At 57.2% G+C, this 25,454-nt stretch carries 26 protein-coding genes; 17 read left to right on the top strand and 9 right to left on the bottom strand.

The features are described from left to right. The first annotated feature begins 1 nt into the window (after nucleotide 1). Together nth and DFS28_RS25710 are read left to right on the top strand one after the other, a co-directional pair. Complete coding sequence (gene nth, locus DFS28_RS25705; RefSeq protein ID WP_111451985.1) at nucleotides 2-640, top strand: endonuclease III; 639 nt, start codon at nucleotides 2-4, stop codon at nucleotides 638-640. Nucleotides 641-746: 106 nt separating this feature from the next. Next, on the top strand, nucleotides 747-926 hold the full coding sequence (locus DFS28_RS25710) for a PA3496 family putative envelope integrity protein (protein ID WP_007898493.1): 180 nt from the start codon (nucleotides 747-749) through the stop codon (nucleotides 924-926). 87 nt (nucleotides 927-1,013) lie between these two features. On the opposite strand, the gene DFS28_RS25715 is transcribed toward DFS28_RS25710, so the two are convergent. Continuing rightward, a complete protein-coding gene (locus tag DFS28_RS25715; protein WP_111451986.1) occupies nucleotides 1,014-1,640 on the bottom strand; it encodes a response regulator transcription factor in 627 nt (208 codons plus the stop codon). A gap of 580 nt (nucleotides 1,641-2,220) precedes the next feature. Here DFS28_RS25715 and DFS28_RS25720 point away from each other — a divergent pair. Continuing rightward, on the top strand, nucleotides 2,221-2,853 hold the full coding sequence (locus tag DFS28_RS25720) for a hypothetical protein (protein WP_111451987.1): 633 nt from the start codon (nucleotides 2,221-2,223) through the stop codon (nucleotides 2,851-2,853). Nucleotides 2,854-3,005: 152 nt separating this feature from the next. Here DFS28_RS25720 and DFS28_RS25725 read toward each other — a convergent pair whose 3' ends face one another. Next, a complete protein-coding gene (locus tag DFS28_RS25725) occupies nucleotides 3,006-4,223 on the bottom strand; it encodes an argininosuccinate synthase (RefSeq protein WP_007898502.1) in 1,218 nt (405 codons plus the stop codon). A 129-nt stretch (nucleotides 4,224-4,352) separates the two neighbouring features. Then, nucleotides 4,353-5,261, bottom strand: coding sequence for an OmpA family protein (locus DFS28_RS25730; protein WP_111451988.1), 909 nt, complete (start codon nucleotides 5,259-5,261; stop codon nucleotides 4,353-4,355). A gap of 159 nt (nucleotides 5,262-5,420) precedes the next feature. Between DFS28_RS25730 and pyrC the strand changes: the two genes are divergently transcribed. Continuing rightward, the gene (gene pyrC / locus DFS28_RS25735) at nucleotides 5,421-6,467 is read left to right on the top strand and encodes a dihydroorotase (RefSeq protein WP_111451989.1); all 1,047 of its coding nucleotides are present in this window, start codon (nucleotides 5,421-5,423) and stop codon (nucleotides 6,465-6,467) included. Next, nucleotides 6,464-7,141, top strand: coding sequence for a ribonuclease T (gene rnt, locus DFS28_RS25740; protein ID WP_008155580.1), 678 nt, complete (start codon nucleotides 6,464-6,466; stop codon nucleotides 7,139-7,141). Before pyrC ends, rnt begins: the two co-directional genes overlap by 4 nt. 75 nt (nucleotides 7,142-7,216) lie before the next feature. Here the strand turns inward: rnt and DFS28_RS25745 are convergent, their stop codons facing one another. Continuing rightward, complete coding sequence (locus tag DFS28_RS25745) at nucleotides 7,217-7,819, bottom strand: peroxiredoxin (RefSeq protein ID WP_111451990.1); 603 nt, start codon at nucleotides 7,817-7,819, stop codon at nucleotides 7,217-7,219. Between the two features lie 302 nt (nucleotides 7,820-8,121). On the opposite strand from DFS28_RS25745, the gene DFS28_RS25750 reads away from it, so the two are divergent. Together DFS28_RS25750 and bfr are read left to right on the top strand one after the other, a co-directional pair. After that, nucleotides 8,122-8,340 (top strand): bacterioferritin-associated ferredoxin, encoded by a 219-nt coding sequence (locus DFS28_RS25750; RefSeq protein ID WP_008155585.1) that lies wholly within the window; start codon nucleotides 8,122-8,124, stop codon nucleotides 8,338-8,340. A gap of 198 nt (nucleotides 8,341-8,538) precedes the next feature. Beyond that, a complete protein-coding gene (gene bfr / locus DFS28_RS25755) occupies nucleotides 8,539-9,012 on the top strand; it encodes a bacterioferritin (RefSeq protein WP_008155586.1) in 474 nt (157 codons plus the stop codon). 175 nt (nucleotides 9,013-9,187) lie between these two features. Here bfr and grxD read toward each other — a convergent pair whose 3' ends face one another. The 3 genes from grxD to DFS28_RS25770 form a co-directional block, all read right to left on the bottom strand. Next, nucleotides 9,188-9,529, bottom strand: coding sequence for a Grx4 family monothiol glutaredoxin (gene grxD / locus DFS28_RS25760; protein ID WP_007943565.1), 342 nt, complete (start codon nucleotides 9,527-9,529; stop codon nucleotides 9,188-9,190). A gap of 97 nt (nucleotides 9,530-9,626) precedes the next feature. Continuing rightward, the gene (locus DFS28_RS25765; RefSeq protein WP_111451991.1) at nucleotides 9,627-11,732 is read right to left on the bottom strand and encodes a molybdopterin oxidoreductase family protein; all 2,106 of its coding nucleotides are present in this window, start codon (nucleotides 11,730-11,732) and stop codon (nucleotides 9,627-9,629) included. A 134-nt stretch (nucleotides 11,733-11,866) separates the two neighbouring features. Further along, nucleotides 11,867-12,157, bottom strand: coding sequence for a hypothetical protein (locus tag DFS28_RS25770; protein ID WP_111451992.1), 291 nt, complete (start codon nucleotides 12,155-12,157; stop codon nucleotides 11,867-11,869). A 417-nt stretch (nucleotides 12,158-12,574) separates the two neighbouring features. Between DFS28_RS25770 and argF the strand changes: the two genes are divergently transcribed. After that, nucleotides 12,575-13,495, top strand: a complete 921-nt coding sequence (argF, locus tag DFS28_RS25775) for an ornithine carbamoyltransferase (RefSeq protein ID WP_111451993.1) — start codon at nucleotides 12,575-12,577, stop codon at nucleotides 13,493-13,495. Continuing rightward, entirely contained in the window at nucleotides 13,492-14,601 is a 1,110-nt protein-coding gene (locus DFS28_RS25780; protein WP_111451994.1) for an ABC transporter ATP-binding protein, read from the top strand. Before argF ends, DFS28_RS25780 begins: the two co-directional genes overlap by 4 nt. A gap of 111 nt (nucleotides 14,602-14,712) precedes the next feature. Here the strand turns inward: DFS28_RS25780 and DFS28_RS25785 are convergent, their stop codons facing one another. Together DFS28_RS25785 and ybaK are read right to left on the bottom strand one after the other, a co-directional pair. Next, the gene (locus DFS28_RS25785) at nucleotides 14,713-15,495 is read right to left on the bottom strand and encodes a PhzF family phenazine biosynthesis protein (RefSeq protein ID WP_111451995.1); all 783 of its coding nucleotides are present in this window, start codon (nucleotides 15,493-15,495) and stop codon (nucleotides 14,713-14,715) included. A gap of 106 nt (nucleotides 15,496-15,601) precedes the next feature. Then, nucleotides 15,602-16,072 carry a Cys-tRNA(Pro) deacylase gene (gene ybaK, locus DFS28_RS25790; RefSeq protein WP_007971306.1) on the bottom strand — a complete coding sequence of 157 codons (471 nt, stop codon included), beginning with the start codon at nucleotides 16,070-16,072 and terminating at the stop codon, nucleotides 15,602-15,604. 370 nt (nucleotides 16,073-16,442) lie between these two features. Here ybaK and DFS28_RS25795 point away from each other — a divergent pair, with 370 nt between their 5' ends. The 8 genes from DFS28_RS25795 (at nucleotide 16,443) to DFS28_RS25830 (ending at nucleotide 25,266) form a co-directional block, all read left to right on the top strand. After that, nucleotides 16,443-17,294 (top strand): MIP/aquaporin family protein, encoded by an 852-nt coding sequence (locus tag DFS28_RS25795; RefSeq protein WP_111451996.1) that lies wholly within the window; start codon nucleotides 16,443-16,445, stop codon nucleotides 17,292-17,294. Nucleotides 17,295-17,371: 77 nt separating this feature from the next. After that, nucleotides 17,372-18,877 (top strand): glycerol kinase GlpK, encoded by a 1,506-nt coding sequence (glpK, locus tag DFS28_RS25800; protein ID WP_033057460.1) that lies wholly within the window; start codon nucleotides 17,372-17,374, stop codon nucleotides 18,875-18,877. A 96-nt stretch (nucleotides 18,878-18,973) separates the two neighbouring features. Next, nucleotides 18,974-19,729, top strand: a complete 756-nt coding sequence (locus DFS28_RS25805) for a DeoR/GlpR family transcriptional regulator (RefSeq protein WP_027922833.1) — start codon at nucleotides 18,974-18,976, stop codon at nucleotides 19,727-19,729. Between the two features lie 276 nt (nucleotides 19,730-20,005). Then, nucleotides 20,006-21,544, top strand: coding sequence for a glycerol-3-phosphate dehydrogenase (gene glpD / locus DFS28_RS25810; RefSeq protein WP_111451997.1), 1,539 nt, complete (start codon nucleotides 20,006-20,008; stop codon nucleotides 21,542-21,544). Between the two features lie 465 nt (nucleotides 21,545-22,009). After that, a complete protein-coding gene (locus DFS28_RS25815; RefSeq protein ID WP_111451998.1) occupies nucleotides 22,010-22,924 on the top strand; it encodes a glutamate/aspartate ABC transporter substrate-binding protein in 915 nt (304 codons plus the stop codon). Between the two features lie 193 nt (nucleotides 22,925-23,117). Next, the gene (locus DFS28_RS25820) at nucleotides 23,118-23,864 is read left to right on the top strand and encodes an amino acid ABC transporter permease (protein WP_111451999.1); all 747 of its coding nucleotides are present in this window, start codon (nucleotides 23,118-23,120) and stop codon (nucleotides 23,862-23,864) included. Beyond that, nucleotides 23,864-24,535, top strand: a complete 672-nt coding sequence (locus DFS28_RS25825) for an ABC transporter permease subunit (protein WP_111452000.1) — start codon at nucleotides 23,864-23,866, stop codon at nucleotides 24,533-24,535. Before DFS28_RS25820 ends, DFS28_RS25825 begins: the two co-directional genes overlap by 1 nt. Then, nucleotides 24,532-25,266, top strand: a complete 735-nt coding sequence (locus tag DFS28_RS25830) for an amino acid ABC transporter ATP-binding protein (protein ID WP_074874020.1) — start codon at nucleotides 24,532-24,534, stop codon at nucleotides 25,264-25,266. Before DFS28_RS25825 ends, DFS28_RS25830 begins: the two co-directional genes overlap by 4 nt. Nucleotides 25,267-25,454: the final 188 nt, after the last annotated feature.

Below are 25,454 nucleotides of genomic sequence, written 5' to 3' on the forward strand. Positions count from 1 at the left end.
CATGAATGCCGCAAAACGTCTGGAAATTTTTCGCCGATTTCACGAAGACAACCCGGAACCGAAGACCGAACTGGCCTACTCCTCGCCGTTCGAATTGCTGATCTCCGTGATTCTCTCGGCGCAGTCGACCGATGTCGGCGTTAACAAGGCCACCGCGAAACTCTATCCGGTGGCCAATACACCGGCGGCGATTTATGCCTTGGGTGTCGAGGGACTGTCGGAATACATCAAGACCATCGGCCTGTTCAACAGCAAAGCGAAAAACGTGATCGAGACCTGTCGCTTACTGATGGAACGTCATGGAGGCGAAGTCCCGCAAACCCGTGAAGAGCTGGAAGCGTTACCCGGCGTCGGCCGCAAGACTGCCAACGTGGTGCTCAATACCGCATTCCGTCAGCTGACCATGGCCGTGGACACGCATATTTTCCGGGTCAGCAACCGTACCGGCATTGCTCCCGGCAAAAATGTGGTCGAGGTTGAGCAAAAATTGATTAAGTTCGTGCCGAAGGAATATCTGCTGGATGCCCATCACTGGCTGATCCTCCACGGACGCTACGTTTGCCTGGCCCGCAAACCTCGTTGCGGCAGCTGTCGGATCGAAGACTTGTGCGAATACAAGCAAAAAACGTCGGACGATTGAGGCGCTATTAGGTTTTTCAATTTATCGATTGAAAAAATCTTTTTTACCCGCCGGGAGATTATCGATATAAGGAGCGCCAAAGGCAGCCTTAGCCTGGAGTAACACTATGAGCACTGGCAAAGAGCAATTGGACGTAGAAGACGACTTCACCCCTGTTGAGGCTGATGATGCTGAACCAGTGGTTGAAGTGGCGAAGACCAACCTGAGCAAACGCCGTACCATCGACAATCTGCTGGAGGAGCGCCGACTGCAAAAGCAATTGGCCGATTACGATTTTGACCTATGACACCTAAAAGCCTCCCGAAACGGAGGCTTTTTACTGAGTGCCGCTTGATGCCCCCCGCTCATCGCACCTCGTCAAACGCCGAGACAGTCACACCAGACCATTGCGTTGAGCCAATTCGATCAGGTCGACCAGGGAGCGGGCATTGAGTTTCAACAACAGACGCGTCTTGTAAGTACTGACAGTCTTATTGCTGAGGAACATTCCATCGGCAATCTCCTTGTTGGTCTTGCCTCGGGCCAATTGCTGCAAGACCATCATTTCCCGTCCCGACAGCCGATCCACCATATCGGCTTCACTGGCGTTCCCCAAACTGGAACGTACGGTATGCAAGGCTTGATTCGGAAAGTAACTGTAGCCCGACAATACTGCCTTTATTGCACTGAGCAACTCGGTGAGATCCTGTTGCTTACAAACATACCCTGCAGCACCCGTTTGCATGCAACGCATAGAGAAATGCCCGGGTGCCTGAGAAGTTAGTATCAGTACTTTCATGGGCATTGCTGTCGATGTCAGGCGCGCAATGACTTCCAGCCCATCGAGTTTTGGTATTCCGATATCCAGGATAACAATATCCGGCATATGCTCACGGGCAAGTTGCAACGCATCCACGCCATTATCTGTCTCTGCAACAACCTCGTAGCCGTGACGTTCCATTAGCATACGTACCGCAAGACGAATGACGGGGTGATCATCCACGATCAGCACTTTATTCATGGGCAAGTCCAATTTTCGCTGTTCGAATTTTTAGAGCCCGCACGATAGCCTAGTCGTTTCACCCATGGCATGCCGCCCCCCTCGGCCACCCACACCGAGAGACATTCCCTACAGACATTAGAGAATAGTCTTACAAAACTCCCAAAAATACCGAGAGGGTAAAAATTTTATCGACCTGAAAACATTTCGATTATCCGAAGTTTTTTGTTTCTGTTTACAACCAGAAAACCAAATAGCAGGGATCGTCGCAAGACGATCCAACGAATACTGACTATTGAGCTACCCTTAAAAGTAACTGACATTTACCACTTGAAAGCCCCATACCACAAACACCGGACATCAAGATTGTAATAAAAAATCACACCAAGCAACACCTCACCAACAAACTCAACCCATCACCACTTAAAACCCATCAACAGAGGTACCCGCCACACACTCAATACCGTTACTATCAAACCTTCGAAATCCAAAACTTAAAAAGGAGTGCCACACCAATATAAACACCGACTACTTAGTTATTAAAATCAAAACCAAAAACACTAATCATTCGAGAAAAGACAATACTTTATGAGCAAAAAACATGAACAAACAAAAGAAAAAAATTATCAACCCCATGACCGTCATTGCGATATTTGCCGCTATTTCTGAAACATCGGCCGCCGTCTCACTGCCCTTTCTCGACAACAAGGAGCGGGAGCTCTATGTCTGGTTCCTGATTAGTTTCCCTTTTTATTTGCTTTTTCTTTTCTTCGCCACACTCAATTTCAACTACCGGTCGCTGTATGCACCATCCGATTACGGCAAGGGAAAGCATTTTATAAAAGTGATGGACAACGCTGAACGCGGTCAGCGGCCCGATAACCTGAAGGACCCTCCCGCCAGGATCAGTATTCAGACGGGCCTCTCGGCTCTACAGCACGTTTGCATGGCCGACCAGCTAAAAAACCTGCACATCGTCGATGCGCGGTGGCTACACAAGAAAATGGAGTTCGGCGCCTGGATTGAAAAAAACCGGCACCCACAGGGAAGCCCCGCACAAGTGATCGTATTTCTCACCTGTACCGATTCGGAGGCACTACTGAAGGAAAGCGCAAGCAAGCAATCAAAACAGGCAAAGAATCGCAACGGCCCAACGCTTTGCATTGCTTACAATTTGAATTCACACGGTCTGACGATTCTTGATCACTCTTTTTACCTGACATGCAGCAGGTAACGCTTGAAGAGCATTCAGAAGAGGAAACAGTAGGAAGGTATTACAGATACAAAAAAAGCGCTGATAACACGATGTCCGGCAGGAAAACTCCCCCTATTCAGAAATTGTGGCCTTGTCACCGATAAGGCCACAACTCTACGGTTTCAAAGATCTCAGAAAAGCTTCCGGCCTTTGTTCGCCGCAATACGCATGCGCAACGCGTTGAGCTTGATGAAGCCCGCCGCGTCGGCCTGGTTGTAGGCGCCGCCATCTTCTTCGAAGGTCGCGATATTGGCATCGAACAACGATTCGTCGGACTTGCGACCGGTGACGATCACGTTGCCCTTGTACAGCTTCAGGCGCACAACGCCGTTCACGTGGGCCTGGGACGCGTCGATCATCTGTTGCAGCATCAGACGCTCAGGGCTCCACCAGTAACCGGTGTAGATCAGGCTGGCGTATTTAGGCATCAGCTCGTCTTTGAGGTGAGCCACTTCGCGGTCCAGGGTGATCGATTCGATCGCACGGTGGGCGCGCAGCATGATGGTGCCGCCTGGGGTTTCGTAGCAGCCACGGGACTTCATGCCCACGTAACGGTTCTCAACGATGTCGAGACGGCCGATACCGTGTTCGCCACCGATACGGTTCAGGGTCGCCAGCACGGTAGCCGGGGTCATTTCGACGCCGTCCAGTGCAACGATATCGCCGTTGCGGTAGGTCAGTTCCAGGTATTGCGCTTTATCTGGAGCCTTCTCCGGGGAGACGGTCCATTTCCACATGTCTTCTTCGTGCTCGGTCCAGGTGTCTTCCAGCACGCCGCCTTCATAGGAGATGTGCAGCAGGTTGGCATCCATCGAGTACGGGGATTTTTTCTTGCCGTGACGCTCGATCGGGATGTTGTGCTTTTCAGCATAATCCATCAGCTTTTCACGGGAGAGCAGGTCCCATTCGCGCCACGGAGCGATCACTTTCACACCTGGCTTCAAGGCGTAGGCGCCCAGTTCGAAACGAACCTGGTCGTTGCCCTTGCCGGTGGCGCCGTGGGAAATGGCGTCAGCGCCGGTTTCGTTGGCGATTTCGATCAGGCGCTTGGCGATCAACGGACGAGCGATGGAAGTACCCAGCAGGTACTCGCCTTCGTAAACGGTGTTGGCGCGGAACATCGGGAAAACGAAATCGCGCACGAATTCTTCGCGCAAGTCGTCGATGTAGATCTCTTTCACGCCCATGGCTTGTGCCTTGGCGCGTGCAGGTTCGACTTCTTCGCCCTGACCCAGGTCAGCGGTGAAGGTCACGACTTCACAGTTATAAGTATCCTGCAGCCACTTGAGGATCACCGAAGTGTCCAGGCCGCCGGAATACGCCAGAACGACCTTGTTTACGTCCGCCATGCCATCACTCCACGGGGTTCTACGGAAAGCCGTCAAGTCTACCGGTCATGCAGGATAATTTACAGAGGCGCGACAGCTTATGACGACGAAGCGACAGATTATGTCGAGTGAGCGACGAAAACAGCGGGTTCAGGAGGTCGATGCGGCGCTCGCCGAAGCAGTGGCCTGAGGAACCGGCTTTTCGGTGGGCGCAACGCGCGCGAGGTGCACATTGACCCGACGGTTCTTCGCCCGGTTGGCGGAATTGGTATTGGGCACCAATGGATAACGCTCGCCGTGAAAGCGCACGGTGATCTGCGATTCCTGAATGCCGTTGGCCTTGAAGAACTCCATGACGGCCAGGGCCCGACGCCGCGACAGGTCACGGTTGGTCAGGCGGTTGCCGCTGTTATCGGAGTGGCCATCGAGTTCGATGTGGTTGACCGTCGGATCAGCCTTCATGAACTCCAGCATCACTTGTAATTGCGCCTTGGCCTGCGCGTCGAGTTCGATGCCTTCGCCGGGGAAGCCGATCTGCGATTGCTTGACCTGCTCGAAATTCTTCGGCAGCAGCTTCGCCACGCAGCCCTGATAGTCGTTAAATGCCTTGCTGAACTTGACTGGCAACAGACGCACTTCCGACACCCGGCCATCGCCCGAGTCATGTCGAACGACCGGACTGCGGCCATCCATCAGGCCACTGATCAAGCGGCCCGCCTGAACTTGCGAACTGTTGAACAACACATTGCCGCTGCCGATTCGCACAGAACCGAGGTTGATGTCGCCACGCCCCGGCTGCCAGGGTGCAGCCGCCGCCAGCAAGGTGGCCGAACCGCCGCCGATCATCGAGTTATAGGCCTTCAGACGGAACGTCGCTTGCTCGCCAGCGCGACGCACGAATTCACCCGAACCAAAATCGGTGATCGGCTGAGCCAGGCGGCACTCGAACTTGTCTCCTTCGACCGTCCACTCGATGCTCTCCAGACGGGTCTGGAAAGTGAGCGCCATCGCAGGAAGGCTGGCAAACACGCTGAGCAAGGCTAAATAACGCTGGCGCACGGGAGGCTCCACTGGCTTCTACAACAAAAAGACCGACACACAGATGTTTACGGCATACCTGTTGGATATCGGAAGCTTCCTGCAAAACTTGATAGCGAGTGCCTGGAAGAGTCTTTTCCGGTAGCATTCCCCTCAGTTTGACCCGCCTGGAATCCCCTCATGTCCGACCGCCTGACCCTGCTGCGTCCCGACGACTGGCATATTCATCTTCGCGATGGTGCTGTGTTGCCCAATACAGTCGCGGATGTCGCGCGCACCTTTGGTCGCGCGATCATCATGCCCAACCTGGTACCTCCGGTGCGTAACACCGCTGAAGCCGACGGCTATCGCCAGCGGATTCTCGCTGCACGCCCGGCTGGCAGCCGCTTCGAACCGTTGATGGTGCTGTACCTGACCGACCGCACCCAGCCCGAAGAAATTCGCGAGGCCAAGGCCAGCGGCTTCATTCACGCCGCCAAGCTGTACCCGGCCGGCGCGACCACCAACTCGGACTCTGGCGTCACCAGCATCGACAAGATTTTCCCTGCACTTGAGGCCATGGCCGAAGTCGGGATGCCCTTGTTGGTTCACGGTGAAGTCACCCGTGGCGATGTCGACGTGTTCGATCGCGAAAAAATCTTTATCGATGAGCACATGCGTCGTGTGGTCGAGCGCTTCCCGAGCCTCAAAGTGGTGTTCGAACACATCACTACTGCCGACGCCGTGCAGTTCGTCAACGAGGCTTCGGCCAATGTTGGCGCGACCATCACCGCGCATCACCTGCTGTACAACCGCAACCACATGCTGGTGGGCGGGATTCGGCCGCACTTCTACTGCCTGCCAATCCTCAAGCGCAACACCCATCAGGAAGCCCTGCTCGACGCCGCCACCAGCGGCAGCGACAAGTTCTTCCTCGGCACCGACTCGGCGCCCCATGCCCAGCACGCCAAAGAAGCCGCTTGCGGCTGTGCCGGTTGCTACACCGCTTATGCAGCGATCGAGATGTATGCCGAAGCCTTCGAACAGCGCAACGCGCTGGACAAGCTCGAAGCCTTCGCCAGCCTGAACGGCCCGCGTTTCTACGGCCTGCCGGTAAACACCGATCGCATCACCCTGGTCCGCGATGAGTGGACCGCCCCAACCAGCCTGCCATTTGGCGAGCTGACCGTAATCCCGCTGCGCGCCGGTGAAAAACTGCGCTGGCGCCTGCTGGAGGAACACGCGTGAGTGAAGACCATTTCGATGACGAACAGGACGGTCAAGGCGGCGGAGGTGGTTCGCGCCACCCGATGGCTGAGCGCTTCCGTGGATACCTGCCAGTCGTTGTCGACGTTGAAACCGGTGGTTTCAACTCTGCCACTGACGCCTTGCTGGAAATTGCCGCAACCACTATCGCAATGGATGAAAAAGGGTTTGTGTATCCCGATCACACCTATTTCTTCCGCGTCGAGCCTTTTGAAGGCGCGAACATTGAAGCGGCCGCGCTGGAATTCACCGGGATCAAACTCGATCACCCGCTGCGTATGGCGGTGAGCGAAGAAACGGCCCTGACCGATATCTTCCGCGGCATCCGCAAGGCCCTGAAAGCCAATGGCTGCAAACGGGCGATTCTGGTCGGGCACAACAGCAGCTTCGATCTGGGTTTCCTCAACGCCGCTGTCGCGCGTCTGGACATGAAACGCAACCCGTTTCATCCGTTCTCGAGCTTCGATACCGCGACCCTGGCCGGTCTGGCTTACGGTCAAACCGTACTGGCCAAGGCTTGCCAGGCAGCAGACATCGACTTTGACGGTCGCGAGGCTCACTCGGCGCGCTACGACACCGAGAAGACGGCCGAGCTGTTCTGCGGCATCGTCAATCGCTGGAAACAAATGGGCGGCTGGGAAGACTTCAACGACTGATCCCGGTCGCTGGACTTACCCCGCCCATAAAAAAACCGGCCTCAACGGCCGGTTTTTTTATGCCTCAAACGTGCCTTACAGCGCAGCAGCGTGCTCGGTCAGGTAAGCCGCAACACCTTCGGTGGAAGCGGTCATGCCTTTGTCGCCTTTTTTCCAGTTGGCAGGGCAGACTTCACCATGCTCTTCGTGGAATTGCAGAGCGTCGACCAGACGAACCAGCTCTTCGATGTTACGGCCCAGCGGCAGGTCGTTGATGATCTGCGAGCGGACAACGCCTTTGTCGTCGATCAGGAACGCACCACGGAAAGCTACGCCGTCAGCGGACTGAACGTCGTAAGCCTTCATGATTTCCTGCTTGATATCGGCAGCCATGGTGTAACGGACCTGGCCGATACCACCATTGTTGACCGGGGTGTTGCGCCAGGCGTTGTGGGTGAAGTGCGAGTCGATCGAAACGGCGACCACTTCAACGTTGCGTGCCTTGAAGTCAGACATGCGGTTGTCCAGAGCGATCAGCTCGGACGGGCAAACGAAGGTGAAGTCCAGTGGGTAGAAGAACACCAGGCCGTATTTGCCTTTGATGGCCGACGACAGGGTGAAGCTGTCTACGATTTCGCCATTGCCAAGTACAGCCGGTACGGTGAAGTCAGGGGCTTGTTTGCCTACGAGTACGCTCATTGGATATCTCCTGGTGTAAAAACGTGAAGTTCCGGGTTTGCGCCAGCCTGCCACCTTCAGGCGACAGCCCTGTGACACGAACCCGCTTCATAAGGACCGGCCATCATACACTGCGTTTTTACCCTGTCCTTAACGGTTTTTTTGACAGGGGAAATGCAGTCGACGGGTTGTCCTCGTGATCGAAGCTGAGAGGAAACCGTTCGTCAGCCCTGATCAAAGCTTTCAGAAACCACTTTGACAATCATTCTCGTTAACATTAAGATCCATCGCAATTGAGTCACAACCAGCGACGGTTTTCACTTATGTATGTTTGCCTCTGCACTGGCGTCACCGACGGTCAAATCCGCGAAGCGATCTATGAAGGTTGCTGCAGCTATAAGGAAGTCCGTCAGGCCACCGGCGTAGCTAGCCAATGCGGTAAATGTGCCTGCCTTGCCAAGGAAGTGGTCCGCGAAACCCTGACCAAACTGCAATCGGCCCAGGCCGCGATTCCCTACCCTGTAGAATTTACTGCCGCGTAATTAACGTATTTCAAAGAACCGGACTTGATGTCCGGTTTTTTTATGTCTGAAAATCAATCGCTTACGCGCTAGACGCGGAACACAAACATTCTTATTCAGATTAATTTTCACTTAAGTTTCAATAACTTAGGTTTGACACTCTTAATGTCGCGGCTCAGACTCTGCCTTATTGACAGCTACTTAGGGCAGGACCCCATCATGAAAGGCGACGTTACAGTCATCCAGCATCTCAACAAAATCCTTGCCAATGAACTGGTCGCGATCAATCAATACTTCCTGCATGCACGCATGTACGAAGATTGGGGCCTGAATAAGCTCGGCAAGCACGAATACCACGAATCCATCGACGAGATGAAGCACGCGGACAAGCTGATCAAGCGCATCCTGTTCCTTGAAGGCCTGCCGAACGTCCAGGACCTGGGCAAGCTGCAAATCGGCGAACACACCCAGGAAATGCTTGAGTGCGACCTGCGTATCGAACGCACCGGTCACGCCGATCTCAAAGTGGCTATCGCTCATTGCGAAACCGTTGGTGACTTCGGCAGCCGTGAATTGCTCGAAGATATTCTTGAATCCGAAGAAGAACATATCGACTGGCTGGAAACCCAACTGGGTCTGATCGATAAAGTCGGTCTTGAGAATTATCTGCAATCGCAGATGGGCGAAGAGTAAGTTAGCGCCCGCTAAACTCGAGACAATAAAAAGCCCCGCATTCTTTTAAGAGGCGGGGCTTTTTAATGCCTGCTCTTTTAGGAGCATGGCTTGCCAGCGATGAACGATGACGCGGTGTTCTTGCTAAACCGCGGCGCCTGCATCGCGAGCAAGCTCGGCTCCTGCAAAGACCGAATCAGGCTTCGGTCTTGTTGGCAGCAGCAGCTTCGACAGCAGCCTTGATGGTGGTCTGCAGCGAACCGTCTGCAGCCATCTCGGTCATGATGTCGCTACCGCCGACCAGCTCACCGCCCACCCACAGCTGCGGGAAGGTTGGCCAGTTGGCGTATTTTGGCAGGTTGGCGCGGATTTCCGGGTTCTGCAGGATGTCCACGTACGCAAACTTTTCACCACATGCCATCACGGCCTGCGCGGCTTTCGCGGAGAAGCCGCACTGCGGGGCATTCGGCGAACCTTTCATGTAAAGCAGAATGGTGTTGTTAGCAATCTGCTCTTTAATCGTTTCGATGATATCCATGGAGCACCTCGGCTGAACTTTCCGACTCAGGGGTCGGCACGGTGGCGCATTGTAACGGAAACCCGAGCGCCATGCTCGGTCTCCCCGACAGACTCAGTCAAGCCGCCGCCACGGTCACTGGCACGCCATTCAACGCCGCATTGCCCGACAACTCATCGAGCAGACATTCGTCGGTCAGGTCATTGGCGCTGGAGCCCGGCTGACCACTGGCAATGGTCATCTGCACGCCTGGCCGCGCATGGCCCCAACCGTGCGGAAGGCTGACCACGCCTTTCATCATATCCAGACTGCCGAGCACTTCAACTTCAATCACACCGACCCGCGAACTGACCCGCACGCGCTGCCCGTCGTTGAGCCCACGGCTGGCCAGGTCATCCGGGTGCATCAGCAATTGATGGCGCGGCTTGCCCTTTACCAGGCGGTGATAGTTATGCATCCACGAGTTGTTACTGCGCACATGACGGCGGCCAATCATCAGCAATTCATCGGCCGCCGGTGCTTGCAGGGCTGCAAAACGCGCCAGGTCAGCAAGGATCGCTGGCGGCGCAGCCTGGACGCGCTGGTTTTCGGTTTTCAGGCGAGGCGTCAGGTTGGATTTCAGCGCCCCGAGATCGACACCATGCGGGTGATCGAACAAGGTCGCCAGTGATAATTTCTGTTCTGAAGTATCGCCATACAACCCCATCCGCAAGCCACGGTCGATCATCTGCGCTGGCGGGATCGTTGGTTTCAGTTCCTTACCGGTCTTTGCCGCAAACGCCTTGGCCAGCCCTACGAAAATCTCCCAGTCATGCAACGCACCTTCAGGTTTGGCCAGGATCGCGCGATTGAACCGAGTGACGTTACGCACCGCGAACATATTGAACGTCGTGTCGTAATGATCGTTTTCCAGGGCCGATGTGGACGGCAGGATCAGGTCGGCATACCGCGTGGTTTCATTGATGTACAGGTCGATGCTGACCATGAACTCCAATCCGTCCAGCGCCTGTTCCAGCTGTCGGCCATTGGGCGTCGACAGCACCGGGTTACCCGCCACGGTAATCAGCGCACGAACCTGCCCTTCCCCTTCGGTAAGCATCTCTTCGGCGAGCGCCGAGACCGGCAGTTCGCCACCGTATTCAGGACGCCCGGAGACCCGGCTCTGCCACAAATTGAAATGCCCACCTGAGGTGGAAGCCACCAAGTCCACCGCCGGTTCGGTGCACAACGCCCCTCCCACGCGATCGAGATTACCGGTGACCAGGTTGATCAGTTGCACAACCCAATGACACAAGGTGCCGAACGCCTGGGTCGAAACGCCCATGCGGCCGTAGCAGACCGCTGTCGGCGCCGCCGCAAAGTCCCGCGCCAGTCGGCGGATCTGTTCGGCGGGCACCGCGCACAGTGGGCTCATGGCCTCGGCGGTGAAATTCGCGACCGCCTCGCGCACCTCATTCAGACCGTCCACCGGCAAATGACTGTCGCGGGTCAGGCCTTCAGCGAACAAGGTATTGAGCAGTCCGAACAACAACGCCGCATCGCCACCGGGGCGCACGAACAAATGCTGGTCGGCAATCGCCGCGGTTTCGCTGCGGCGCGGATCGACCACCACCACTTTGCCGCCGCGGGCCTGAATGGCCTTCAAGCGCTTCTCCACATCCGGCACGGTCATGATGCTGCCGTTGGAGGCCAGCGGATTGCCGCCTAGGATCAGCATGAAATCGGTGTGATCGATGTCCGGGATTGGCAACAGCAAACCGTGGCCGTACATCAAATGGCTGGTCAGGTGATGGGGCAACTGGTCGACCGAGGTCGCGGAAAACCGGTTGCGGGTTTTCAACAGGCCGAGAAAGTAATTGCTGTGGGTCATCAGCCCGTAGTTGTGCACGCTGGGGTTGCCTTGATAGACCGCCACCGCGTTCTGTCCGTGACGCTCCTGAATCGCCGCCAGACGTTCGGCGACAAGGTTGAAGGCGTCTTCCCACTCGATGGGCTGCCATTCACTGCCGACCCGCAGCATCGGCTGACGCAGACGATCCGGATCGTTCTGAATATCTTGCAGGGCGACGGCCTTGGGGCAGATATGCCCCCGGCTGAAGGTATCCTGAGCGTCACCCTTGATCGACGTGATCTGCACCGCGCCTTCGACCTCGGTGGTTTCGATGGTCAGGCCGCAAATGGCTTCACACAGGTGGCACGCACGGTGATGGAGAGTCTTGGTCATGGCCAGTCTCTGTCTTGTTCTGGGCGGGCAATATCGGCCGCGGGAACAAAACTATGGCGCCTGATCCACTGCTGCGCCAGCGACGTTCGTCTTGTGAATCGGCGGCCATCAGGCCAGCCGATGACCGCAGGGGATCAGTTGGGCGGCAGCTTCGGCGGCGCCTGCAACTGGATCTCCTGGATGGTTTCGATCTGCTCTTGAGCGAGATGAACACCGGTGAGTTCGCCGATCAGCCGCCAGTGCTCGTCGAGCCCGGTGCTGATGGTTGCCATGCGGTCGATCATCCGCCGGCCGGCGGCCTTGGTCACTTCGTCTTCACTGCGCATCAACTCGAAGGACATCGAGGTCATGGACGCGGTGAGGTGGGTCAGCGAGCGAGCCGTGAGGCCGAGTAATTCCATTAACTGTCGTTCTTTCGATTCCATTCCGAAGGCTTCCTGCGTCGTTCGTGCGTTAGTTATAACCCGCCACTTTGCTTTAGCAAATGTTTCAGACCAGACACATCGATCGATCCCGAGCACAAATGCTTCAAATGACAGGCCAGAAACCGACCGCGGCTATGCCGTCTGCGCCCCGTTTGATTGCAAAGCCCCGTGACCCCAGTGTACAAATGACCGGCTGCTGTCAGGAAACAGGCTTCAAAAGCGCTACTGCGGTCATCCCGTAGCCCCTCTGAAATCCCCTAAAAACCGTAGCCCTATTGGTAAGACGCGACATTTAATTATAAGATCGCGCCTTCCCCTATTTCGTCGCCCCGTGCGGCTTACGCCGCAGGTCTCGCCCGTTTTTCAGTTAAACAAGGCTTTGAGTATCTGCGGTCTGTTGCAAAAAGGTAGTCAATGATGAGCGCAAGGCACTTTCTCTCCCTGATGGATTGCACGCCCGAAGAGCTGGTCAGCGTGATCCGTCGAGGCGTTGAGCTCAAAGACCTGCGTAACCGCGGCGTACTGTTCGAGCCTCTGAAAAACCGCGTGCTCGGGATGATTTTCGAGAAGTCCTCGACCCGCACCCGTATTTCGTTCGAAGCCGGCATGATCCAGCTCGGTGGCCAGGCGATCTTCCTGTCGCCGCGCGACACCCAACTGGGCCGTGGCGAGCCGATCGGCGACGGCGCGATCGTCATGTCGAGCATGCTCGACGCCGTGATGATCCGCACCTTTGCCCACAGCACCCTGACCGAGTTCGCCGCCAACTCCCGCGTGCCCGTGATCAACGGCCTGTCCGATGACCTGCACCCGTGCCAGTTGCTGGCCGACATGCAGACGTTCCTCGAACACCGCGGTTCGATCCAGGGCAAAACCGTGGCCTGGATCGGCGACGGCAACAACATGTGCAACAGCTATATAGAAGCGGCGATCCAGTTCGACTTCCAGTTGCGCGTCGCGTGCCCGGAAGGCTTTGAACCCAACCCTGAATTCGTGGCCAAGGCCGGCGATCGGGTCACCATCGTCCGCGATCCGAAGGATGCCGTACGCGGCGCCCACCTGGTCAGCACCGACGTCTGGACCTCTATGGGCCAGGAAGAGGAAACCGCCAAGCGCCTGAAACTGTTCGCGCCGTTTCAGGTCAACCGCGCCCTGCTCGACCTGGCCGCACCGGACGTGCTGTTCATGCACTGCCTGCCGGCCCACCGTGGCGAGGAAATCAGCGTCGACCTGCTCGATGACCAGCGCTCCGTCGCGTGGGATCAAGCCGAAAACCGTCTTCACGCACAAAAGGCCCTGCTCGAGTTTCTCGTCGAACCGGCGTACCACCACGCATGAGCCATCCATTACTGCTGAACCTGCGTAGCCTCGCCTGCGGCTATCAAGACCAGCGCGTCGTGCAGAACCTCAACCTGCATTTGAATGCCGGCGACATTGGTTGCCTGCTGGGCTCTTCGGGTTGCGGCAAAACCACCACGCTACGGGCGATTGCCGGTTTCGAGCCGGTACACGAAGGTGAAATCCAGTTGGCGGGCGAGACCATCTCCCGCGCCGGTTTCACCCTCGCCCCGGAGAAGCGCCGGATCGGCATGGTGTTCCAGGATTACGCACTGTTTCCGCACTTGAGCGTGGCCGAGAACATCGCCTTCGGGATCCGCAAGCACCCGCAAAAGGATCGCGTCACCGAAGAGCTGCTGGAACTGGTCAACCTGAAAAACCTCGGTAAGCGCTTCCCCCATGAGCTGTCCGGTGGTCAACAGCAGCGCGTCGCACTGGCCCGCGCCCTGGCGCCGGAACCTCAACTGCTACTGCTCGACGAACCCTTTTCCAACCTTGATGGCGAGCTGCGACGCAAGCTCAGCCATGAGGTGCGCGACATCCTCAAGGCCCGTGGCACCAGCGCGATTCTGGTAACGCATGACCAGGAAGAAGCGTTCGCAGTGAGTGATCATGTGGGGGTTTTCAAGGAAGGTCGCCTGGAGCAGTGGGACACGCCTTACAACCTGTATCACGAACCGCTGACGCCGTATGTCGCCAGTTTCATCGGTCAGGGTTATTTCATTCGCGGTCAGCTGAGCAGCCCCGAGTCGGTGCAGACCGAGTTGGGTGAGTTACGCGGTAATCGTGCCTACACCTGGCCGGTTGGCGGTGCGGTGGATGTATTGTTGCGTCCGGACGATATCGTTTATGCACCGGACAGCACGTTGAAGGCGCGGATTGTCGGCAAGTCTTTCCAGGGTGCGTCCACCTTGTATCGCTTGCAGTTGCCGACCGGTGCACAGCTGGAATCGATTTTCCCGAGCCATGCCGATCATCAGGTGGGTTCAGAGGTCGGCATTCGTGTCGCGGCTGAACACCTGGTGCTGTTTCAGGCGTCGGGCAGTACGGCGGCGCAGATTCCGGTCGTCGAGTCCGGTGTGCGCCGTTACAGCAGCGCCCACTGACACTCCGTTTCTGTAGGAGCAAAGCTTGCTCGCGATAGCATCACCGCGGTTTAGCTGATGCACCGCGTCATCGTTCATCGCGAGCGAGCTTTGCTCCTACAAAGATCAGCATCAACCCAGCATCAGCGTTCCGCTCGCAACGAGCGTCGCATTCCCGCCGATTTTTACCCGATCCCCTTCCAGCCGACAGAACAACTCCCCGCCTCGAGCCGAACGCTGACAAGCCGTCAGGCTCAACTTGCCCAAGCGTTTCGACCAGTACGGGATCAGGCTGCAATGAGTCGACCCCGTCACCGGGTCTTCGTTGATGCCGATCGCCGGCGCGAAGTAGCGGGAAACGAAATCATGCTGGCTGCCCTTGGCCGTGACGATTGCCCCCGGCCACGGCAGTTTCGCGAGTGCCGCCATGTCCGGCTGACACTCGAGCACCGCCTGCTCGGATTCCAGCACCACGAACAACTCGTTCGACCCCAGCACATCAACCGCTTCCACACCCAGCGCGCGCTCGACATCCAGGGTCACACCCACTTCCGACGCAATGAGCGCCGGAAAATCCAGCCACAAGCGCTCGCCTTCACGGCTCACGCTTAGCAGGCCGGACTTGCAGATGAAGTCCAGCCGCTCGACTGGTTCCTTATAGATTTCAAACAGCACGTAAGCGCTGGCCAGGGTCGCATGACCGCACAACGGCACTTCGGTGGTCGGGGTAAACCAGCGGATGTGCCAGCCCAGCCCTTCGCGCACCACGAAAGCGGTTTCGGCGAGGTTGTGCTCGGCGGCGATCTTCTGCATCAACTCATCGGCAAGCCAGGCATCGAGGCGATAGACCATCGCCGGGTTGCCACTGAACGGCCGATCACTGAACGCATCGACCTGATGAAACTCAAGCTGCATAACCTTCTCCCTTTGTCAGACCTCCGAGCATGAAGCTGCCGACACCCCGGCACCAGTGACAGAGCCCATACATTTTCACCATACAGCGCCGGGCTGATAGTCCGCGTCAGGCGCGGCCGATATCGGCGAACTTCGCCTGGGTATGTTCGGCCAGCACCGCGGGTGCCAATTCGACTTCCAACCCTCGTCGCCCCGCGCTGACAAAAATGCTGGCAAAGGGCTGAGCTGAATTATCGATAAACGTGCGCAAGCGCTTTTTCTGTCCCAGCGGGCTGATGCCGCCCAGCAGGTATCCGGTGGATCGTTGCGCAGCGGCAGGATCGGCCATTTCGACTTTTTTCACGCCAGCGGCATGAGCCAGGCCTTTCAAGTCCAGACTTCCGACGACCGGCACGACGGCCACCAACAATTCACCTTTTTCGCTGGCCGCCAGCAAGGTCTTGAACACCTGCGCCGGATCCAGCCCCAGCTTCTCCGCGGCCTCCAGCCCGTAGGACGCTGCCTTCGGATCATGTTCGTAACTGTGCACGCGATGTTCGGCACGAACTTTTTTCAACAAATCCAATGCGGGGGTCATGACAGCTCCAGACTGGGCGGCAGTAGAAAAATACTGCGCTGGATTCTAGGCCATTGCTCCATAAAAGGCTCTATTGCGGCGTTATTTCAAAGGCTTGGCGGCGCCTTATGCCGTTCGTCCACCTTCGGTCTGCCGCGTGAACGATGCGGTCATTCATGTGACTAATAGTTCGATTGTGACTGACGGTTCACTTTCGACCTTTGACAGCAGCGTTTCTTGTCTATATTTTTTCGAATCTGAATACTGCACGAATGTACCTATCGCAGCACCCAGCAGCAGGCCGAGAACAGGATGGGGATCCTGTCTCGGTGAAAATCGCGCTTTGACCATGATGCAAAAGCGCCAGACAACAACAAAAATGAGGTTTTCGATGACAACTGCTTTACAACAACCGTCGCTCTCAAGCCAATGCATGGCCGAATTCCTGGGCACTGCGCTGCTGATCTTTTTTGGTACAGGTTGCGTTGCCGCGCTCAAGGTCGCGGGTGCCAGCTTCGGCCTTTGGGAAATCAGCATCATCTGGGGGGTCGGCGTGAGCATGGCGATCTACCTGACCGCCGGCGTTTCCGGGGCTCATCTCAATCCCGCCGTCAGCATTGCCCTGAGCATTTTCGCTGACTTCGAAAAGCGCAAACTGCCTTTCTATATTCTCGCCCAGATCGCTGGGGCCTTCTGTGGAGCGTTGTTGGTTTACACGCTGTACAGCAATTTATTCTTCGATTACGAACAAACTCACCATATGGTTCGTGGTACTCAGGCCAGCCTCGAATTGGCGTCGGTGTTTTCCACCTTCCCCAACCCGGTCTTGTCCACGGCACAAGCCTTCCTGGTTGAAGTGATCATCACCGCCATCCTGATGGGCGTGATCATGTCCCTGACCGACGACAACAATGGCTTGCCAAAGGGTCCGCTCGCTCCGCTGCTGATCGGCCTGCTGATTGCCGTGATTGGCAGCTCGATGGGGCCGCTGACCGGTTTTGCGATGAACCCGGCGCGCGACTTCGGTCCTAAACTGATGACTTTCTTCGCTGGCTGGGGTGAAATTTCCTTCACCGGCGGGCGCGATATCCCGTATTTCCTGATTCCGATTTTTGCACCGATTGTCGGTGCCTGCCTCGGTGCTGCAGCGTATCGCGGGCTGATTGCCCGTCATCTGCCCAGCGCCCTACCTGCTACAAAGGAAGCAGTACCGGCCATTGACGGCAAACCAAGAACTTCTTGATACCGTTGGCGCGTGATCCTGCCCATCAGATCACGCGCCGGACCTCACTCCCCCTTTTTTCGTCCAAGGCAATCGACATGACCGACACTCAGAACAAGAACTACATCATTGCCCTCGATCAGGGTACGACCAGCTCCCGCGCGATCATTTTCGACCGCGACGCGAACGTGGTCTGCACCGCCCAGCGCGAATTCGCACAGCATTACCCGCAAGCCGGCTGGGTTGAACACGACCCGATGGAAATCTTCGCCACCCAAAGCGCCGTGATGGTCGAGGCCCTGGCTCAAGCCGGCCTGCATCACGACCAGGTCGCCGCCATCGGCATCACCAACCAGCGCGAAACCACCGTGGTCTGGGACAAGACCACCGGCCGCCCGATCTACAACGCGATCGTCTGGCAGTGCCGCCGCAGCACCGAGATCTGCCAGCAACTCAAGCGCGACGGTCACGAGCAATACATCAGCGACACCACCGGCCTGGTCACCGACCCGTACTTCTCCGGCACCAAGCTCAAGTGGATCCTCGACAACGTCGAAGGCAGCCGCGAACGCGCGCGCAAAGGCGAACTGTTGTTCGGCACCATCGACAGCTGGCTGATCTGGAAATTTACCGGCGGCAAAGTGCACGTCACCGACTACACCAACGCCTCGCGCACCATGCTCTTCAACATCCACACGCTTGAGTGGGACGCGAAGATGCTGGAGGTGCTGGATATTCCGCGCGAGATGCTGCCGGAAGTTAAATCCTCGTCTGAAATCTACGGCCACACCAAAAGCGGCATCGCCATCGGCGGTATCGCGGGTGACCAGCAAGCGGCCCTGTTCGGCCAGATGTGCGTCGAGCCAGGCCAGGCGAAAAACACCTACGGCACCGGCTGCTTCCTGCTGATGAACACCGGCGACAAAGCGGTGAAATCCAAGCACGGCATGTTGACTACCATCGCTTGCGGCCCGCGCGGCGAAGTGGCTTACGCGCTGGAAGGTGCTGTGTTCAACGGTGGTTCCACCGTTCAATGGCTGCGTGATGAACTGAAAATCATCAACGACGCCCACGACACTGAATACTTTGCCAACAAGGTCAAGGACAGCAACGGCGTGTACCTGGTACCCGCCTTCACCGGCCTGGGCGCTCCGTACTGGGACCCGTATGCCCGCGGCGCATTGTTCGGCCTGACTCGCGGCGTACGCGTGGATCACATCATTCGTGCAGCCCTGGAGTCGATTGCCTACCAGACCCGCGACGTTCTCGATGCCATGCAACAGGACTCCGGCGAACGCTTGAAATCCCTGCGTGTCGACGGCGGCGCAGTCGCGAACAACTTCCTGATGCAGTTCCAGGCCGACATCCTCGGCACTCAGGTCGAGCGTCCGCAAATGCGCGAAACCACCGCACTGGGCGCGGCTTACCTGGCCGGTCTGGCGTGTGGCTTCTGGGGCAGCCTGGACGAGTTGCGCGGCAAGGCTGTGATCGAGCGCGAATTCGAACCGACCCTGGACGAAACCGCGAAGGAAAAACTCTACGCCGGCTGGAAAAAAGCCGTCAGCCGCACCCGCGATTGGGAACCGCATGAAGGCGCTGAATAAGCCGAGCTGAATAGTCGTATCTGCATGTAACTGGCAGGGAGCAGATTCCTGCGGCATCATGGGCAAATTTTTGCACGGCAGCCCAAAGGAAGCCCCATGAATCTGCCTCCCCGTCAGCAGCAAATCCTCGAACTGGTCCGCGAACGCGGCTATGTCAGCATTGAGGAAATGGCTACGCTGTTCGTCGTTACACCGCAAACCATCCGCCGCGATATCAATCAGCTCGCGGAAGCTAATTTGTTGCGTCGCTACCACGGCGGCGCAGCCTACGATTCCAGCGTCGAAAACACCGCCTACGCCATGCGTGCCGATCAGATGCGCGATGAAAAGCAGCGTATCGGTGAAGCCATTGCGGCTCAAATCCCCGATCACGCCTCGCTGTTCATCAATATCGGCACCACCACCGAATCCATCGCCCGGGCGCTGCTCAATCACAATCACCTGAAGATCATCACCAACAACCTGCATGTGGCTTCGATGCTCAGCGCCAAGGACGACTTCGATGTCCTGCTGACCGGTGGCAACGTGCGGCGCGACGGTGGTGTGGTCGGTCAGGCCAGTGTCGACTTCATTAACCAGTTCAAGGTTGATTTCGCCTTGGTCGGCATCAGCGGTATCGATGAAGACGGCAGTCTGCTGGACTTCGATTACCAGGAAGTTCGGGTGTCCCAGGCGATCATCGCCAATGCCCGAAAGGTCATCCTCGCGGCGGACTCCAGCAAATTCGGGCGCAACGCCATGATTCGCCTGGGGCCGATCAGTTTGATTGATTGCCTGGTGACCGATCAGCAGCCTGTGCCGGCGTTGGCGCAGTTGTTGAGTCAGCACAAGATTCGGCTAGAAGTCGTTTAACCGCGAAAGCGGTTAAATAACCTGTAGGAGCACGGCTTGCCGGCGATGGCGGCCTCGAGTATGCCATCGCGGGCAAGCCATGCTCCTACAGAAGTCGCGGCAAATCTCCCCTCTTCACTCTCTCGATGTTCGAAAATTTTCCTTTCACGGCCTTTCGATCAGTATTTTCAATCGAAGTTAACTGGCTGTGGGCGACTTTATGGGCTACCATTTTCGCAAATGAACATTAATGTTCGAATTCCAATACCGAAAATCATAAAAGCCCGAGGCTAGCCGATGCCCACTTCTACCTTGCCTACGCCCCCTCTCGCTGAGATCTACGATATCGCCGTCATCGGTGGCGGGATCAATGGCGTGGGGATCGCAGCGGATGCCGCCGGTCGCGGTCTTTCGGTGTTTCTATGCGAAAAAGACGACTTGGCCAGCCACACCTCGTCAGCCAGCAGCAAGCTGATCCACGGCGGCTTGCGCTACCTTGAACATTACGAATTCCGCCTGGTGCGCGAAGCCCTGGCCGAACGCGAAGTGCTGCTGGCCAAGGCCCCGCACATCGTCAAGCAGATGCGCTTCGTGCTGCCGCACCGTCCACATCTGCGTCCAGCCTGGATGATCCGCGCCGGTCTGTTCCTTTATGACCACCTTGGCAAGCGGGAAAAACTCGAAGGCTCGAAAAGCGTGAAGTTCGGCCCGGACAGCCCGCTGAAAAGCGAAATCACCAAAGGCTTCGAATACTCCGATTGCTGGGTTGACGATGCCCGACTGGTGGTGCTGAACGCCATGGCCGCCCGCGAAAAAGGCGCCCACGTTCACACCCAGACTCGCTGCGTCAGCGCCCGCCGCACCAAGGGAATGTGGCACCTGCATCTGGAACGCGCCGATGGCAGTCTGTTTTCGATCCGCGCCAAGGCACTGGTAAACGCCGCCGGCCCTTGGGTCGCCAAGTTCATTCGTGACGACCTGAAGATGGAATCGCCGTACGGCATCCGCCTGATCCAGGGCAGCCACCTGATCGTGCCGAAACTGTACGAAGGCGAACACGCGCACATTCTGCAAAACGAAGATCAGCGCATCGTGTTCACCATTCCGTACCTGAACCACTTCACCCTGATCGGCACCACCGATCGCGAGTACACCGGCGATCCGGCTGCAGTGGCGATCACTGAAAGCGAAATCGATTACCTGTTGAAAGTGGTCAATTCCCATTTCAAGAAACGCATCAGCCGCGACGACATCCTGCACAGCTATTCCGGCGTTCGTCCGCTGTGCAACGACGAATCCGATAACCCGTCGGCTGTCACTCGCGACTACACCCTGGCGTTGTCGGGCACCGGCGAAGAAGCGCCGCTGTTGTCGGTGTTCGGCGGCAAGCTGACCACCTACCGCAAACTGGCCGAGTCGGCGCTGGCGCAACTGGCTCCGTACTTCAAAGACATCAAGCCGAGCTGGACCGCCAGCGCTCCCCTGCCGGGCGGCGAAGACATGACCACCCCGCAAGCCTTGTGCGCCTTGATCCGCGACAAGTTCGACTGGGTGCCGACCGAAATCGCCCGCCGCTGGGCCACCACCTACGGCAGCCGCACCTGGCGCATGCTCGAAGGCGTGCAGAATCTCGGCGATATGGGCGAACACATCGGCGGCGGGCTCTACACCCGTGAAGTCGATTACCTGTGCAGCGAAGAATGGGCAACCACCGCGCACGACATTCTGTGGCGCCGCAGCAAGCTGGGCTTGTTCACCACGCCGGAGGAACAGCAGAAACTGACGGATTACCTGAGCAAGGTCGAGCAGAACCGCAGCAAGATCGAAGCGGCCTGATCCCTCATCCGCTTAAACGAAAGCCCCTGAATCTCACGATTCAGGGGTTTTTTGCATTCTGCCAAACATTACATATCTCCTGTGGGAGCGAGCCGGCTCCGGGCGGCGTTCCGACGATAGCGGAATGTCAGGCAACATCAATCTTGAATGTGCCGACCTCATCGCGAGCAGGCTCACTCCCACAGGGGATAGGTGCTATACGAGAGATTGCATTCGGTTTTCCGAACGCGACCAGTCGGTCGATTCGGTTAACCGGACTCCCCAACATCAAAAACCTCGCCATAAATATTTAATCCCCTTATAAATCAACAGGTTGACCTATTCAGCCTGGCCTGGCACGAGTCATGCTCTACACTCTTGGACGAATGACAGCTGTGCCAACCCTTCAGGAGCCGGCAAGCATTCGAAGCACAAAAAAGAGCCGATGAACTGGCTCCATATAAAAACAATGTCGAGGAAAATTTGATGCGCATCGTTCCCCATCTCCTGGGCGCAGCCATTGCTGCCGCTCTGATCAGCACTCCAGTTTTCGCCGCCGAACTCACCGGCACCCTGAAGAAGATCAAAGAGTCCGGCGTTATCACCCTCGGGCATCGTGACGCTTCCATTCCGTTTTCCTACATCGCGGACGCTTCCGGCAAACCGGTTGGCTACTCCCACGATATCCAGCTGAAAATCGTTGAAGCCATCAAAAAAGACCTGGACATGCCGAACCTCCAGGTCAAATACAACCTCGTGACTTCGCAAACCCGTATCCCGCTGGTGCAGAACGGCACCGTGGACGTCGAGTGCGGCTCCACTACCAACAACGTCGAACGTCAGCAGCAAGTTGACTTCTCCGTCGGCATCTTCGAAATCGGCACCAAGCTGCTGTCCAAGAAAGATTCGCCTTACAAGGACTTCCCGGACCTGAAAGGCAAGAACGTCGTGACCACCGCTGGCACCACGTCCGAGCGCATCCTCAAGTCGATGAACGCCGACAAGCAAATGGGCATGAACGTCATCTCCGCCAAAGACCACGGCGAGTCGTTCAACATGCTGGAAAGCGGCCGCGCCGTGGCTTTCATGATGGACGACGCCTTGCTGGCCGGTGAAATGGCCAAGGCCAAGAAGCCAACCGATTGGGCCGTGACCGGTACTGCACAGTCCTACGAAATCTACGGCTGCATGGTCCGCAAGGGCGACGCACCATTCAAGAAAGCTGTGGATGACGCAATCATCGCGACCTACAAGTCCGGCGAGATCAACAAGATCTACGAAAAATGGTTCATGCAGCCAATCCCGCCAAAAAATCTGAACCTCATGTTCCCGATGAGCGACGAGCTCAAGGCCCTGATCGCCAATCCGACCGATAAAGCGGCTGACGAAAAGAAATCCTGATTTCTGACTAACCTTATCTCCTGAAAGGGCCACTGCCCTTTCGGGGGATAGTCACTCCCTGCTGGCATTTTTGGAAACACTCGAACCGGTGGCTGTCGAGCCGCTCGTGTGTGCCTGATCTTTACGATCAGGGCGGGAACGGAGCTTCCCCAGGCGGGCACTTGTACATCGATCGATCTGAGGGGAGACCCTAATGAATTACAACTGGGACTGGGGCGTGTTCTTCAAGTCCACCGGAGTGGGCAGCGAGACGTATCTCGACTGGTACGCCTCCGGTTTGGGCTGGACCATCGCCATCGCCGTCGTGGCCTGGATCGTTGCCCTGCTGCTGGGCTCGATGCTGGGCGTCATGCGCACCGTGCCGAACCGCATCGTATCGGGCATTGCGACCTGTTACGTCGAACTCTTCCGTAACGTGCCACTGCTGGTTCAGCTGTTCATCTGGTACTTCCTGGTGCCCGACCTGCTGCCTCAGAACCTGCAAGACTGGTACAAGCAGGACCTGAACCCGACCACCTCGGCTTACCTCAGCGTCGTCGTCTGCCTGGGCCTGTTCACCGCCGCTCGTGTTTGCGAACAAGTGCGTACCGGTATCCAGGCGCTGCCTCGCGGCCAGGAATCCGCCGCTCGCGCCATGGGCTTCAAACTGCCGCAAATCTACTGGAACGTGCTGCTGCCCCAGGCTTACCGGATCATCATTCCGCCGCTCACCTCGGAATTCCTGAACGTGTTCAAGAACTCTTCCGTGGCGTCGCTGATCGGCCTGATGGAGTTGCTCGCGCAGACCAAACAAACCGCCGAGTTCTCCGCCAACCTGTTCGAAGCCTTCACCCTGGCAACGCTGATCTACTTCACCCTGAACATGGGCCTGATGCTGCTGATGCGCATGGTCGAGAAGAAAGTCGCCGTACCGGGCCTGATCTCCGTAGGGGGTAAATGATGGAATTCGACTTCTCGGGCATCATCCCGTCCCTGCCGGGCTTGTGGAACGGCATGGTCATGACCCTGCAACTGATGGCGCTTGGCGTCGGCGGCGGGATCATCCTCGGCACGATCCTGGCGCTGATGCGCCTGTCCCACAGCAAACTGCTGTCGAACATTGCCGGCGCCTACGTTAACTACTTCCGCTCGATTCCACTGCTGCTGGTGATCACCTGGTTCTACCTGGCGGTGCCGTTCGTTCTGCGCTGGATCACCGGCGAGGACACCCCGATCGGCGCGTTCGCCTCGTGCATCGTGGCGTTCATGATGTTCGAAGCGGCGTACTTCTGCGAAATCGTCCGGGCCGGCGTCCAGTCGATTTCCAAGGGTCAGATGGGTGCAGCCCAAGCCCTGGGCATGACGTATGGCCAGATGATGCGGTTGATCATCCTGCCGCAAGCGTTCCGCAAGATGACCCCGCTGCTGCTGCAACAGAGCATCATCCTGTTTCAGGACACCTCGCTGGTCTACGCGGTTGGTCTGGTGGACTTCCTCAACGCCTCCCGTGCCAGTGGCGACATCATCGGTCGCTCCAACGAGTTCCTGATCTTTGCAGGTCTCACGTACTTCACAATCAGCTTTGCCGCCTCGCTGCTGGTCAAGCGTCTGCAAAAAAGGTTTGCCGTATGATCTCTATCAAGAATGTCAACAAGTGGTATGGCGACTTCCAGGTACTGACTGACTGCAGCACCGAGGTCAAAAAAGGCGAAGTGATTGTGGTGTGCGGGCCGTCCGGCTCCGGCAAATCCACCCTGATCAAATGCGTCAATGCCCTGGAACCGTTCCAGAAAGGCGACGTAGTGGTTGATGGCACGTCCATCGCCGACCCGAAGACCGACCTGCCGAAACTGCGTTCGCGCGTGGGCATGGTGTTCCAGCATTTCGAACTGTTCCCGCACCTGACCATCACCGAAAACCTGACCATCGCGCAGATCAAGGTGTTGGGCCGCAGCAAGGAAGAAGCCACCAAGAAAGGCCTGCAACTGCTTGAGCGCGTCGGGCTGTCCGCCCATGCGCACAAGCATCCGGGTCAGCTCTCCGGTGGTCAGCAACAGCGCGTGGCGATTGCCCGTGCGCTGGCGATGGACCCGATCGTCATGTTGTTCGACGAACCGACTTCGGCGCTGGACCCTGAAATGGTCAACGAAGTACTCGACGTGATGGTGCAACTGGCCCACGAAGGCATGACCATGATGTGCGTGACCCACGAAATGGGCTTCGCCCGTAAAGTGGCGGACCGGGTGATCTTCATGGACCAGGGCAAGATCATCGAAGACTGCAAGAAAGAGGAGTTCTTCGGCGACATCAATGCCCGCGCCGAGCGTACGCAGCACTTCCTCGCCAAGATTCTGCAGCACTAAGAAAGGCACCGCTCCCCAAATGTGGGAGCGGGCTTTTGTGATGAGGGATTTTTGGGGGGGGGTGAGTGGTTCTGTGGTGAGTGGGGATTCTGTGGCGAGGGGATTTATCCCCGTTCGGCTGCGCAGCAGTCGTCAACCCATCGCATACGGTTTGACTTTGAAGTGCTGGGGCCGCTTCGCAGCCCAAC

Source organism: Pseudomonas sp. 478, from assembly GCF_003254125.1.
Lineage (GTDB): Bacteria > Pseudomonadota > Gammaproteobacteria > Pseudomonadales > Pseudomonadaceae > Aquipseudomonas.